11 protein-coding genes are annotated in these 13022 nt (G+C 70.7%); 3 read left to right on the forward strand and 8 right to left on the reverse strand.

The features are described 5' to 3' along the window. Positions 1-158: 158 nt before the first annotated feature. Positions 159-1337: an MFS transporter gene (locus ACIA5C_RS02060; protein WP_396050269.1), complete on the reverse strand. Its 1179-nt coding sequence runs from the start codon at positions 1335-1337 to the stop codon at positions 159-161. Between the two features lie 41 nt (positions 1338-1378). Between ACIA5C_RS02060 and ACIA5C_RS02065 the strand changes: the two genes are divergently transcribed. The 3 genes from ACIA5C_RS02065 (at position 1379) to ACIA5C_RS02075 (ending at position 6580) form a co-directional block, all read left to right on the forward strand. Beyond that, entirely contained in the window at positions 1379-1846 is a 468-nt protein-coding gene (locus ACIA5C_RS02065) for a MerR family transcriptional regulator (RefSeq protein ID WP_396050271.1), read from the forward strand. 98 nt (positions 1847-1944) lie between these two features. Beyond that, entirely contained in the window at positions 1945-4320 is a 2376-nt protein-coding gene (locus ACIA5C_RS02070) for a glycoside hydrolase family 9 protein (protein WP_396050273.1), read from the forward strand. A gap of 37 nt (positions 4321-4357) precedes the next feature. Next, positions 4358-6580 (forward strand): glycoside hydrolase family 3 N-terminal domain-containing protein, encoded by a 2223-nt coding sequence (locus ACIA5C_RS02075; RefSeq protein ID WP_396050275.1) that lies wholly within the window; start codon positions 4358-4360, stop codon positions 6578-6580. Positions 6581-6673: 93 nt separating this feature from the next. On the opposite strand, the gene ACIA5C_RS02080 is transcribed toward ACIA5C_RS02075, so the two are convergent. From ACIA5C_RS02080 to ACIA5C_RS02110, 7 genes are all read right to left on the reverse strand, one after another. Beyond that, a complete protein-coding gene (locus tag ACIA5C_RS02080) occupies positions 6674-7381 on the reverse strand; it encodes a GTP pyrophosphokinase family protein (RefSeq protein ID WP_396050276.1) in 708 nt (235 codons plus the stop codon). Between the two features lie 93 nt (positions 7382-7474). Then, entirely contained in the window at positions 7475-7909 is a 435-nt protein-coding gene (locus tag ACIA5C_RS02085; protein WP_396050277.1) for a nitroreductase/quinone reductase family protein, read from the reverse strand. Continuing rightward, entirely contained in the window at positions 7906-8709 is an 804-nt protein-coding gene (locus ACIA5C_RS02090) for an ABC transporter ATP-binding protein (RefSeq protein ID WP_396050279.1), read from the reverse strand. Before ACIA5C_RS02090 ends, ACIA5C_RS02085 begins: the two co-directional genes overlap by 4 nt. Continuing rightward, positions 8706-10307: a benzoylformate decarboxylase gene (gene mdlC, locus ACIA5C_RS02095; RefSeq protein WP_396050282.1), complete on the reverse strand. Its 1602-nt coding sequence runs from the start codon at positions 10305-10307 to the stop codon at positions 8706-8708. The genes ACIA5C_RS02090 and mdlC overlap by 4 nt, the downstream gene beginning before the upstream one ends. Positions 10308-10324: 17 nt before the next feature. After that, positions 10325-11128 (reverse strand): ABC transporter permease, encoded by an 804-nt coding sequence (locus ACIA5C_RS02100; protein ID WP_396050284.1) that lies wholly within the window; start codon positions 11126-11128, stop codon positions 10325-10327. Further along, positions 11125-11904, reverse strand: coding sequence for an ABC transporter permease (locus ACIA5C_RS02105; protein ID WP_396050287.1), 780 nt, complete (start codon positions 11902-11904; stop codon positions 11125-11127). Before ACIA5C_RS02105 ends, ACIA5C_RS02100 begins: the two co-directional genes overlap by 4 nt. Then, positions 11901-12869: an ABC transporter substrate-binding protein gene (locus ACIA5C_RS02110; protein ID WP_396050288.1), complete on the reverse strand. Its 969-nt coding sequence runs from the start codon at positions 12867-12869 to the stop codon at positions 11901-11903. The genes ACIA5C_RS02105 and ACIA5C_RS02110 overlap by 4 nt, the downstream gene beginning before the upstream one ends. Positions 12870-13022: the final 153 nt, after the last annotated feature.

Consider the following 13022-nt stretch of genomic DNA (forward strand, 5'->3'; position numbering starts at 1 on the left):
GAAGACCTCGAAGAAAGAAGATCCGGACGGACGCGGGCCGCCGGCGTGAGCAGGTTTGACGACATGGGCCACGCAGCGGCGCGTGTTACGCGCTTCCGCCGGTGGCCGCTCCGGGGTCTTCACCCGGAGATGTCGTCGTCACCTGCCACGATCTGCTCCTACCTTCGCAACGTGAGCAAGGATAACCGACTCGACTTCGATTCCGGGGCACGCCGTCGGACCGCAAGCGCTACCGCGGTGGCGGCCAGGACCGGAACCGCGGCGATGGGACTGAGCCACGCCAGGCCGGGACCGGTCGCCAGCACCACTCCGCCCAGCCCGGCACCCAGCGCGCCGGCCGCACCTGCGACCGAGATGTTGACCGAGGCCACCAGTCCCGCCGCGTGCGGACCGACCCGGCCCATGAGCCAGGTCTGCACCAGCGGGACGACCGCGAACGAGGCCACGCCCAGCAGCACCACCCCGACCACCGCCGCCGGCCGGTAGCGCAGCAGTGCGCCCTGCGCCAGCAACACCAGCGCCAGCGCGCCCACCGGTATCGGCAGCAGCCGCGCGACAGAGCCGGGCGGCACGCGCCCGGCGAGGACGTTCCCCACCACCGTGCCCAACCCGTACCCGACCAGGGCCACGCCGGCCGAGCCGGCGCTGAACCCGGACAGCGAGCGCAGCATCGGCACCAGGTAGGTGAACTCGGCGACGAAGCCGGTCAGCGCGAGCAGCGTGATCAGCAGGCCGCGCAGAATCAGCGGGTCGAGCAGGCTGCGCGCCGTACCGGGAACGTCGCCGGGCTCCGCCACCGGCACGGCCGGGCACAACAGAATCACCCCCAGCAGGCCGGCTCCGGCCAGCGCCGCGACCACCACGAACGTCGCGCGCCACCCGTACGCCTGCCCGACCAGGGCGCCCAGCGGCAGTCCGATGACGGTGGCCAGCGCGAAGCCGCCGAACACCTGAGCGACCGCGGCGGTCCGGCGCGCATCGGGTACGGCAGCCATCGCCACCTGGGAGGCGACGGCCATGAACAGTGCCTGGGCGAGTGCCGAACCCAGCCGCGCGCCGAGCAGGACGACGTAGGAGTGGGCCAGGACGGAGAGCCCCGCGGAAGCGCCGGCCAGCGCCATCGTGGCGACCAGGAGTTCGCGCCGGGGTACCCGCCGGGTGAGGATCGTCGCGACCGGGCCGCCGACGGTAACCACCAGCATGTACACGGTGACCAGCTGGCCGGCCACCGGGAGCGACACACCGAGGTCGCCGGCGATCTGCGGCAGCAGGCCGACCAGGACGAACTCCGCGGTGGCGACCGCGAACGAGCAGAGCATCAACACGTAGATGATCACGCTTGGACGCTAAAGCCTCACATCGACGTTAGAGTCAACGCATGCAGGTCGGTGAACTGAGCGCGCGCACCGGAGCCACCGTACGGATGCTGCACTACTACGAGGAGCAGGGCCTGCTCAAGCCACAGCGGACGGCATCCGGATACCGGGTGTACGCCGAGGCGGACGTCGACCGGGTCGCCCGGATCCGCTGCATGCTCTCGGCCGCGCTCCCCTCCGGTGTCGTGGCGACGGCACTCAAGTTCCTGCTCGACGGGCACGCCACCATCCCGGAACTGCCCGAGGAACGGGCCCGGCTGGCCGACATGCTCGACGGTGAGCTGGGGACGCTGACCGAGAAGATCGAGGCGCTCCGGCACAGCCGTGACCTGCTCGCGCAGATCGCGGCGGACGTGCGTACCGCAGCAGTCGGACCCGACCGACCGGGCGATCCGGGCACCGCCACCGTGCGCACTTCGGTCAGCAAGACCGCGCCGGCGGTCGGTGCCTCCCGCGGCCGTAAGCGCTAAGACGTACTTCACAAACGACGAACCTGCCAGGTACCTTGTGGGAGCGCTCCCATAGCTGAGCGTCGATAGCTCACCACTTCGACGACAGGGTCGGTCTCATGCGGGCAATCCATCGGTATCGCCGCGCCGCCGTCGCGGCCGTGGCCGCGGCGCTCACCGCGGCGGCCCTGCTGGTCGGGAACGATGTGGGGCCGGCCTCGGCCGCTCCGGCGTTCAACTACGGCGAGGCGCTGCAGAAGTCGATGTTCTTCTACCAGGCGCAGATCGCCGGCAAGAAGCCGGCCTGGAGCAAGGTGTCGTGGCGCGGCGACGCGGCCATGGCCGACGGCTCCGACGTGGGGCTCGACCTCACCGGCGGCTGGTTCGACGCCGGCGACCATGTCAAGTTCGGCTTCCCGATGGCGTTCAGCACCACGATGCTGGCCTGGGGCGCGGTCGAGTACCGAGACGCATACGCCGCGTCCGGGCAGCTCAACACCTTCCTCGACAACCTGCGGGTACCCAACGACTACTTCATCAAGGCGCATCCGTCGGCCAACGTCCTCTACGGACAGGTGGGCAAGGGCGACGACGACCACAAATGGTGGGGTCCCGCCGAGGTGATGCCGATGGCGCGACCCGCGTACAAGATCGACGCCAGCTGCGGCGGCTCGGACCTCGCCGGCGAGACGGCGGCCGCGATGGCCGCCAGCTCGATGGTGTTCCGGCCCACCGACGCGGCGTACGCCGACAAGTTGCTCACGCACGCCAGGCAGCTCTACACGTTCGCCGACACGGTGCGGAAGGCGTACAGCGACTGCATCACCGACGCCGCCGCCTTCTACAAGTCGTGGAGCGGCTACCAGGACGAGCTGGTATGGGGCGCCATCTGGCTGTACCGGGCCACCGGCGAGGCCGCGTACCTCAACAAGGCGGAGAGCGAGTACGACGCACTCGGCACCGAGCCGCAGACCACGACCCACTCCTACAAGTGGACGCTGTCCTGGGACAACAAGCAGTTCGGCGCGTACGTGCTGCTGGCCGACCTGACCGGCAAGCAGAAGTACGTCGACGACGCCAACCGCTGGCTCGACTGGTGGACGGTCGGCGTGAACGGGGACAAGGTGCGCTACTCCCCGGGCGGCGAGGCGGTGCTGGACAGCTGGGGATCGCTGCGTTACGCGGCCAACACCGCGTTCGCCGCGCTGGTCTACAGCGACAAGACCACCGACACGACGCGCAAGGCGCGCTACCACGACTTCGCGGTCCGGCAGATCGACTACGCGCTCGGCGACAACCCGCGCAAGTCCAGTTACCTGATCGGGTTCGGGACCAACCCGCCGCAGAACCCGCACCACCGTACGGCGCACGGCTCCTGGTGGGACAACATCGGCACGCCGACCAACACCCGGCACGTGCTGTACGGCGCGCTGGTCGGCGGGCCGTCCTCGCCCGACGACGCGTACCAGGACGTGCGCACCGACTACGTGATGAACGAGGTGGCCGACGACTACAACGCCGGGTTCACGTCCGCGCTGGCCCGGCTCTACGCGGAGTACGGCGGCACACCGTCGGCGACCTTCCCGGTGGCCGAGAAGCCGGACCTGGACGAGATCACGGTGGAGACCACGGTGATGCAGGACGAGCCCCGCGACACCGCCCTCAAGGTCATGATCTACAACAAGTCGGCGTTCCCGGCGCGCGCGCTCACCAAGGCCTCGTACCGGTACTACTTCCGCCGGGAGGGCACCGCGGCGATCCAGGTGACCCCGGGTTACACGCAGGGCTGCCCGTCGCCGGCCACGGCCAAGCAGTACTCCGGCGACCTCTGGTACGTGGAGGTGAACTGCGCCGGCTACACGATTGCTCCGGCCGGCCAGTCGGCGTACCGCATGGAGGTGCAGTTCAAGGTCGGCGTGGCCGACGGCGGAACGTGGGATCCGAGCAACGATCCGTCCTACCTGCCGGGCACCGCGGTGAACCCGAAGGTGCCGCTGTACGAGGACGGCACCCGGATCTGGGGCCAGGAGCCGGGAACGACGACCACTCCCCCCGCCACCACGCCTCCCGCCACCACGCCTCCCGCCACCACTCCTCCCGCCACCACTCCTCCCGCCACCACTCCTCCGGCAACCACGCCTCCGCCGAGCCCGACGGTCACACCGACTCCGGCCGGCGCCGGCTGCGGCCTGACGTACAGCGTCAACGACTGGGGTGGCGGCTTCAGCGGAACCATCGCCCTCACCAACACCGGTGGCACGGCGTGGACGGGATGGACTCTCGCCTTCGCCTTCGGCGGCAACCAGAAGGTCACCCAGGGCTGGTCCGCCCAATGGAGCCAGACGGGCACCCAGGTGACGGCGACCAACCAGTCGTGGAACGGGTCGGTGGCGCCCGGCGGGACGCTCAGTCTCGGCTTCAACGGGTCGTACAGCGGCAGCAACCCGAAACCGACCGCGTTCACCGTCAACGGCACCACCTGCACGGTGACCTGACCGGCCCGGATCCGTACTCACAGAGCAGGACCGCCCCATGCGTACCCGATCCCTTGCCGTCTGCGGCGCCGCCACCGTCCTGATCGCCGCCGTCGCCCTGCCCGCGCCGCCGCCCGCGGCGGCGGCCGGCCTGCCCTACCAGGATCCGTCCCGGCCGGTCGCCGAGCGGGTCAGCGACCTGCTCGGCCGGATGACACTCGACGACAAGATCGGTCAGATGACCCAGGCGGAACGCGCTTCGGTGACCGCCTCCGACCTGACCACCTACCGCCTCGGCTCGCTGCTGTCCGGTGGCGGCTCGGCGCCCGCGCAGAACAACGCGGCGGGCTGGGCGGACATGTACGACGGCTTCCAGCGCGGCGCCCTCGCCACGCCCCTGCAGATCCCGATGATCTACGGGATCGACGCCGTGCACGGCGACAACAACGTGCTCGGCTCGACGATTTTCCCGCACAACATCGGGCTGGGCGCGAGCCGGGATCCCGCGCTGGCGCAGCAGATCGGCCGGGCCACCGCCGAGGAGGTCACCGGCGCCGGCCTGGACTGGACCTTCGCGCCGTGTCTCTGCGTCGCCCGCAACGACCGGTGGGGCCGCACCTACGAGTCCTTCGGCGAGAAGCCGGAGATCCCCACCGCGATGACCACGATCGTCACCGGCTTCCAGGGAACCACTCTCGGCGGGCCGGCCTCCGTCCTGGCCACGGCCAAGCACTACATCGGCGACGGCGGCACGACCAACGGCACCGACCAGGGCGACACGCAGATCAGCGAGAGCGAACTGCGGGCCATCCACCTGCCGCCGTTCCAGGCGGCGGTGCAGCGCGGCGTCGGCTCCGTGATGATCTCGTTCAGCAGCTGGAACAGCGTCAAATCCCACGGCAACAAATATCTGATCACCGACCTGCTCAAGGGTGAGCTCGGGTTCACCGGCTTCGTCGTCTCCGACTGGGCCGGAATCGACCAGCTCGACGGGCAGAAGGGGTTCACCCAGGCGGAGGTCGTCCAGTCCATCAACGCCGGCCTTGACATGATCATGGTGCCGAACGACTGGAAGACCTTCCTCGGCTATGTGCGCACCGCCGTGCAGGCCGGGCAGATCCCGATGAGTCGCATCGACGACGCCAACCGGCGCATCCTGACCAAGAAGTTCGAGCTCGGACTCTTCGAGCATCCGTACGCCGACCGCAGCTACGCCGGCACCATCGGCAGCGCCGCGCACCGGACGCTCGCCCGGCAGGCAGTGCGGGAGTCGCAGGTCCTGTTGAAGAACGACGACAACGTGCTCCCCCTGGCCAGGAACGGCGGGAAGCTGTTCGTGGCCGGCAAGAACGCCGACGACATCGGCAACCAGAGCGGCGGCTGGACGCTGAGCTGGCAGGGTGCCAGCGGCAACACCGTGCCGGGCACCACCGTTCTGCAGGGCATCCGGGCCGCCGCCGGCAGCGGCACGACGGTCACCTACCAGCGCGACGGCGTGGGCATCGACAGCAGCTACCGCGCGGCCATCGCGGTGGTCGGCGAGACGCCGTACGCGGAAGGGCAGGGCGACCGGCCCGGTTCGATGGGACTCGACAGCACCGATCTGGCCACCCTCAACCGGCTCCACGCCGCCGGTGTGCCCGTGATCGTCGTGCTCGTCTCCGGACGCCCCCTGGACATCGCGGCGGAGCTGCCCGACTGGAGCGGCCTGCTGGCGGCCTGGCTACCCGGCAGTGAAGGGGCCGGCGTCGCGGACGTCCTCTTCGGCGACTATGCACCCACCGGGAAGCTGCCGATGACATGGATGCAGTCGGCCACCGAGGAACCGATCAACGACGGCGACGGCAAGGCCGCGCTTTTCCCGTACGGCTACGGACTCACCTATGCCGGCGGCACCGATCCGTCGCCCAGCCCGACCCCCACCCCCACTCCCACTCCGACGACTCCGACGACGGCCGGACCCGACGGCTGCCGCGTGGCGTGGACGACCAGTGACTGGAACACCGGCTTCACCGGCAACGTCACGGTCACCAACACCGGCACCGCCACCTTGAACCCGTGGTCGCTGCAGTGGACCTTCACCGCCGGGCAGACCGTCACCCAGGGCTGGTCGGCCCGAGTCACCCAGAGTGGCACAACGGTCACCGCCACCGGCGAGAGCTGGAGCCCCTCGCTGGCGCCCGGCGCGTCAACCGTTTTCGGCTTCAACGCCAACCGGGGTACGGACAACCCCCGGCCCAGCTCGTTCCGGCTCAACGGAACACCCTGCGAGTCGAGCTGAGCCAGGTGGTCGTCGTACCGCCTTGGTGCGGTTGTTATGCAGCCGCCGCGAGGCACGCCGGGAACTACACAACTACCTCGGCGAAGACTGAGGTCAACGACGCGGGCCGTGAATCTCCCGGTGCAGCCGCTCCATCCGCTGGTCGAGACGGGCGGCGTCCTCCGCGGCGGCCACCAGCTCATCGCGCAGGGCGGGCGGGATGTCCGGGTCGTACTTGTAGTAGATCTTGTGTTCCAGGCTGGCCCAGAAGTCCATCGCCACCGTACGCAGCTGCACCTCGACCGGCACCGGGACCACCCGGTCGGACAGAAACACCGGGATCTCGACGATCAGGTGCAGGCTGCGGTACCCGTTCTCCTTCGGCTCGGCGATGTAGTCCTTGGTGACCACCAGGTGCACGTCGGGCTGACGGGTGAGCATCTCCGCGACCGTGTAGACATCCGAGACGAAGCTGCACACGATGCGGATGCCGGCGATGTCGCGGATGCGGGAGCGCAGGTCCTCGAAGGTGAGCGGGCAGTCGATACGCCGGGCCTTGGCGCTGATGCTGGCCGGAGTCTTGAGGCGGGGCAGGACGTGCTCGATCGGGTTTCCCCGGCCCTTGTGCGCCAGCTCCTCGGCCAGGATGGTGACCTTGGTGTTGATCTCGGCCAGGCCGAACTTGTAGACCAGCAGGAACTCGGTCATGCCGCCGCCCGGCTCGCGGAAGGTCCCGTCGTACACCGACGTGGCGGTCTCGCCCGTGCCCGGCGGCGTCCAGCGGACGATGCCGGGATCGGGCTGCTCAGTCGTCACGGTCATACGGTAGGCGCCTCGTACCACGCCACACCCACCCGTCCGGAAAAGTAGTCGATCTGCCGGTCTGCGGCTTTCCGCCGCGGTTCGGTGCGACTCTCAGGACAGCCGGACGACCGGGATCAGGCGGTCGGTCTTCGTCCGGTAGCCGGCGAACTGCGGCGCCTCGGCCGCGATCCGCTGCCAGGCTGCGTCGTACTCGGCGCCGTGCAGCTGCTCGGCGGTGACCGCCTTCTTCTCCCGCCCGATCTGGATCCAGACCCGGTCGGGGTGGGCCTTGAGGTTGTAGTACCACGCCGGATTCTTGGCGGCGCCACCGGCCGACGCGACGATCAGCCACTCACCGTCGCCGCCGAACCAGCGGACCGGGCTCTGCCGCTCCTCACCGCTCTGGCGGCCGATCGTGGTCAGGACCAGCAGGGAACCGCTCGCGCTCCGGCGGATGCGGCCCATGGCCACCTTGTTCGCCAGCTTGATGAGCAGCCCCTGCGGCTGCCGAGCGCCCCGGGTTCCGTTACGGCCGTCAAAAGTCATGCCACCGACTCTGGCAGAAACCCGTCGCCGCCTCCACCCCGTTCAGCTGCGCCGCTGCGAACCCGGCGCCCGACCTCGGCGCGGAGGCGGACGAATTCGGGCTGCTCCCGGGTCGCGATCTGGTCTCCGCGGATCGGCAGGCGCACCGGCAGGTCGGCGACGACGGTGCCCGGCGCCGGCCCGAGCACCACCACCCGGTCGCCCACATAGACGCTCTCGTCGATGTCGTGGGTGACGAACAGGATGGTCATGTCGGTACCGCGCACCTCGAGCAGCAGGTCCTCCAGATCCTCCCGGGTCTGCGCATCCACCGAACCGAACGGCTCGTCCATCAGCAGTAGCGACGGCCGGTAGGCGAGCGCCCGGGCGATCGACACCCGCTGCTGCATGCCGCCGGAGAGCTGCCACGGGTACTTGTGCGCGACGGCCGCGAGGCCGACCGCCTCGAGAGCTCCCGTCGCGTCGGCCCGCCGTTGCGCCCGGCTGCGGCCGCGGCGCCGCAACGGCAGCGCCACGTTGTCCCGCACCGTGAGCCACGGCAGGAGGGAGCGGCTGTACTCCTGGAAGACGACGGCGAGGTCGTCCGGCACTCCGGCCACCGGGCGGCCGTCGATGGAGAGGCTCCCGGCGCTCGGCCGGACCAGCCCGGCCACGCAGCGCAGCAGGGTGGACTTGCCGCAGCCGGACGGGCCGACGATGCTGACGAGCTCGCCGCGCGCGATCCGGAGGTCGACCGCGTCCAGCGCCACGTGGCCGTCGTACGCATGGCCGAGACCGGCGATCTCGAGCATCGCGGTCATCCGAGCTCGGCTTCATAGGCTGCGGAGGCCTCCGCCACGACCGGGACCACCACCAGGAACGGCCCGTCCGCGGCCAGTGCGTCCGCGAGCGCCGGGGCCAGGCCGGCCGCCGCCGACACGCGGGTCCCCGGGCAGCCGAGCCCGGCGGCCACGGTCACGACGTCGATGCCGGCCAGCTCGGTGCCGACCGGGTCCGGCGTGCCCAGGCGCCGGCCGAGCTGCCGGACCGCGGTGTAGCCGCCGTTGTCGAGCACCACGAACGTCACGGCGGCCCGGTAGCGCGCCGCCGTCCACAGGGCCTGGATGGAGTACATGCTGGAGCCGTCACCGATCACGCAGACGACCCGCTCGCCCGAGCCGGCCAGGGCGCGCCCGACCGCCAGCGGCATCCCCCAGCCGAGGGCGCCGCTGCCGGTGGTGAGGAAGCCTCCGGGCCGGGTGATCGCCAGCCGGGCGTGGAACTCTTCGCGGTGACTCGGCGCCTCCTCCACGACGACCGCGCCGACCGGCAGCAGCGCCCGGAGGGTCTCGATCGCCAGGGCGGCCTCGATCGGGTCCCCCGGCGAGGCCGGCGGCGGGACCGGCCGGGGCGGCGGATCCGGGCGGTCGCGCTTCTCCGCCAGCTCCAGCAACCCCCGCAATCCACTTCGGACGGTGGTCAGCACGCTGGTGCCGCCCGGCGCCCAGGCCGCCTGCAGCGGATCGCAGTCGAGGTGGAAAAGGCGCGTGCCGGGCGGCAGGAAAGGACCCGGCGTGTCCACGTGGTACTTGAAGAACGAACCACCGAACGCCACCACGACGTCGTGGCCGTCGAGCCGGCGGGCGATCTGGTCGCGCACCGGCGGCAGGAATCCGCGGAACAGGCGGTGGTTCTCGGGGAAGCCGGACCGCGCCGACAGCGGTGTCAGCCAGACCGACGCCGAGGCGCGTTCGGCCAGTTCGACCGCGAGCTCCTGGGCGTTGTCCTCGTCGACGCCGGCACCGATGACCAGCGCCGGATTCCGGGCGCCGTTGAGCGCATCGGCCACCTCGCGCAGGTCGTCCGGGTCGGCGCGGTAACCCGCGCGGACCTCGCGGGCGGCGACCGGCTCAGCAGGACGGTCCCAGTCGTCCTCCGGCACGGACACGAATACCGGCCCGCGCGGCGGCATCATCGCCATCCGGTACGCCTCAGCCACCGCCGCCGGCACATCCTCCGCGCGGTCCGGCTGGGCGCTCCACTTGACGTACGGCCGGGGGAAGCTCGCCGGCTCGTCGGCGGCCAGGAACGGGCGGGTCGGCAGCATCCCCCGGGTCTGCTGCCCGGCGATGATCAAGAGCGGGACCCGATCGCGGTACGCGTTGAAGACAGCGCCCAGCGCGTGCCCCACCCCGCCGGCCGAGTGCAGGTTGACCACCGCGGCCCGCCCGGTGCCGATCGCGTAGCCGGCCGCCGTCGCGACGGCCACCGACTCCTGCAGCCCGAGGACGTACGTCAGACCGCTCGGCCAGTCCCGGAGCATGCGCAGTTCCGTCGAGCCCGGGTTGCCGAAGATCTTGTCGACGCCGCATTGGCACAGGAACTCGAAGACGGCATCGCGAACCGTGAACTGCTCCATGGTGAAGCTCCTCTCGGTCACCGGTCGGTGCCGCCCAGCGCGGCCCGATACGAACGCAGAACCCGTCGTTCCAGCACCAGAAGCAGCGTGTTGAGCAGATAGCCGAGAATCCCGAGCAGAACGACGGCCGACCACACGGTCGGCAGGTCGGACCGGCTCTGCGCGTCGGTGAGCTCGAAGCCGATGCCGTCGGCGGTGCCCGGCAGCAGTTCGGAGAACACCATGAGGATCAGGGCCAGCGAAAGGCTCAGGCGCAGACCGGCGAAGATCTTGGGCAGGGCGGACGGCACGATGATCCGCACCAGCCGGTCGGCGGCGGACAGCCGGAACACCCGCGCGGTGGCGATCTGGAGCGGATCGACCGAGCTCGCCCCGTCCGCGGTGTTCAGCAGGATCGGCCAGAGGGCGCTGACCGCGATCGACACGATCTGCATCGGCGTGCCGAGGTGCATCAGCACGACGAAGACCGGCACGAGGGTCGGCGGCGGGACGGCCCGGCCGAACTGCAGCAGCGGGTCGAGGTAGGCCCGGACCCGCTCGGAGCGGCCCAGCACGAGACCCAGGGTGACGCCGGTGACCAGCGCCCCGGCCAGTCCGGCGGCCATCCGGCCGAGGCTCGGCAGGACGTTGGCGACCGCGTCGGAGGTCAGCCAGAGATGCGTGGCCGGGCCGGAGAACCAGAGGTCGTACATCCGGGCCGCGATCCGCGACGGCGGCGGGAAGAACACGTCCGCCGCCCGGCGGGTGGCCAGTTCCCACGCGGCGACCGCGACCACCAGCAGGGCCCACCGTTGAACCAGCGCGCGCAGCCCGGCGGTCATCGTCCGTCCCGGATCTGGTTGACGTGCCAGTGGAAGAGCCGCCGCTCACCGCCGGCCAGGACGGCGTTGATGACCAGGCCCAGCCCGCCGGCCCAGACCATGCCCGCCAGCACGTCGGTGGTGCCGTCCGGCGCCAGCTGGGCCTGCGCGATGACAACGCCGATCCCGTCGCCGAAGCCGGCCAGGATCTCGGTGCCGACGGCCAGGATCAGGCCGATCGCGGCCGCGAGCCGGATGCCGGTGGCGATGAACGGGGCGGCGGCCGGCAGCGAGACCCGCCAGAGCACCGCGAGGCGGCCGAACCCGAAGACCCGCAACGTCTCGCGCGGGACCGGATCGACGCCCTGCAGGCCGTACACGGCGTTGAAGAGCACCGGCCAGACCGAGGCGTACACCACGAGCGTGACCTCGGTGGCGAGCCCGGCGCCCAGGATGAGGCTGACCAGCGGGATGAGCGCGACGGACGGGATGGGCCGCAGGAACTCCAGGACCGGCCGGACCGCGGTGCCGACCGCGGGGATGCTGCCCAGCAGCAGGCCGAGGGGCACACCGATGGCCACCGCGAGCGCCACGCCGGTCGCCCAGGCGCGGACCGTGACGGCCACCTGCCGCAGGAACTCCGGGTCGCCGCCGAGGCGTACGGCCCGGGTGAGCACGTCGAGCGCCGTCGGCAGGAACTCCCGGGGCACGGCACCGGTCACGGCGAGCAGCTGGCTGAGCGCCACCACGACGACGAGGCCGGCCAGTCCCCGTAGCCCGCGGCCGGCTCGCGTCATGGCCGCCAGATCACGCTCGGCACGTCGATCGGCGTCTTCAACAGGCCCTGCTGCACCATCAGGTCGGAGAGCCGCTGAAGCCCGGCCGGGTCGACCGCGGTCGGGTACGCGGGGAGGTCGAGCTTCGCGGCGGTCGCCGCGTCGACCTTGGCGTAACCGGGCAGCACCCGCTCGACCTGCTTGCGATCGCCGGCCGCCAGCGCCTGGGCCTTCTCGAGCGCCCGCTGGAACGCGGCCGCGGTCTTCGGGTACCTGGTGACGAAGTCGTCGGTGGTGACGTAGCCGCTCACCGGCAACCCGGCGTTCGGGGCGGCGCCGCCGTCGATGACCATCCGGGCCTTGAGCTTCGACTGGATGACGGTGCCGAACGGTTCGGCGGTGTGCACCGCGTCCACGTCGTGGTTCGCCAGGGTCTTGTCCATCAGCGGGAACTGCACCGCACGGTATTTGACGGTCGCCGGATCGACGTGATTGGCCTTGAGGATCTCGTTGAACGTCAACGACTGGACGTTGTTGAGCAGGTTGACCGCCACGGTCTTGCCGGCGAGGTCCGACACCTGCCTGATCGGCGAATCGGGCAGCACCAGCAGCTGCATGAAGCCCGGCGCGACGGCGGCGGCATCCGCGATGATCTTCAGCTTGAGAGTTCCCTGCCGGTAGGCCTGCAGAAAGGTGACGTAGTTGGCCCCGGCGATGGCGTCGACCTGCCCGTTCTTCAGCGCGGGCAGCGCGGCCAGGCTCTGCGCCACCGGCTCGATCTTGACGGTCAGGCCCTCGGCCGCGAAGAACTTCTGGTCCTGTGCGATGTGGACGGCGGCGGCGTCCAGCAGCGGCAGCGAGGCCACGGTGATGGTCGACTTCTCCAGTGTGGCGGACCCGGTGGATTTCGTGCCGCCGCAGGCCGCGGTCAGGAAAGAAGCAAGCAGACAGGTGACGGCCACCGCGGGAAAGCGATTTCGTCGCATAGTCGCTAGTCAATACCGTGCGGCGCGCGGGCACAAGACAAATCGGCCGCGCCCTCCATATTGGATCTCTGCCGGCCTTTCGGGTAACCGCAAACCCGGGGCTTCCTCTTGCGGTTTGCGCATAGCCGTCGGCCCGCGCCGGACGCGAGGCTC

It is taken from the genome of Actinoplanes sp. NPDC051343, from assembly GCF_044455125.1.
In the GTDB taxonomy this organism is placed as follows: domain Bacteria; phylum Actinomycetota; class Actinomycetes; order Mycobacteriales; family Micromonosporaceae; genus Actinoplanes.

Coding starts and splice junctions, on each gene's coding strand:
- ACIA5C_RS02065 (WP_396050271.1), top strand. CDS start 1,379: ATGCAGGTCGGTGAACTGAGCGCGCGCACCGGAGCCACCGTACGGATG.
- ACIA5C_RS02070 (WP_396050273.1), top strand. CDS start 1,945: ATGCGGGCAATCCATCGGTATCGCCGCGCCGCCGTCGCGGCCGTGGCC.
- ACIA5C_RS02075 (WP_396050275.1), top strand. CDS start 4,358: ATGCGTACCCGATCCCTTGCCGTCTGCGGCGCCGCCACCGTCCTGATC.
- ACIA5C_RS02080 (WP_396050276.1), bottom strand. CDS start 7,381: ATGACCGTGACGACTGAGCAGCCCGATCCCGGCATCGTCCGCTGGACG.
- ACIA5C_RS02085 (WP_396050277.1), bottom strand. CDS start 7,909: ATGACTTTTGACGGCCGTAACGGAACCCGGGGCGCTCGGCAGCCGCAG.
- ACIA5C_RS02090 (WP_396050279.1), bottom strand. CDS start 8,709: ATGACCGCGATGCTCGAGATCGCCGGTCTCGGCCATGCGTACGACGGC.
- mdlC (WP_396050282.1), bottom strand. CDS start 10,307: ATGGAGCAGTTCACGGTTCGCGATGCCGTCTTCGAGTTCCTGTGCCAA.
- ACIA5C_RS02100 (WP_396050284.1), bottom strand. CDS start 11,128: ATGACCGCCGGGCTGCGCGCGCTGGTTCAACGGTGGGCCCTGCTGGTG.
- ACIA5C_RS02105 (WP_396050287.1), bottom strand. CDS start 11,904: ATGACGCGAGCCGGCCGCGGGCTACGGGGACTGGCCGGCCTCGTCGTC.
- ACIA5C_RS02110 (WP_396050288.1), bottom strand. CDS start 12,869: ATGCGACGAAATCGCTTTCCCGCGGTGGCCGTCACCTGTCTGCTTGCT.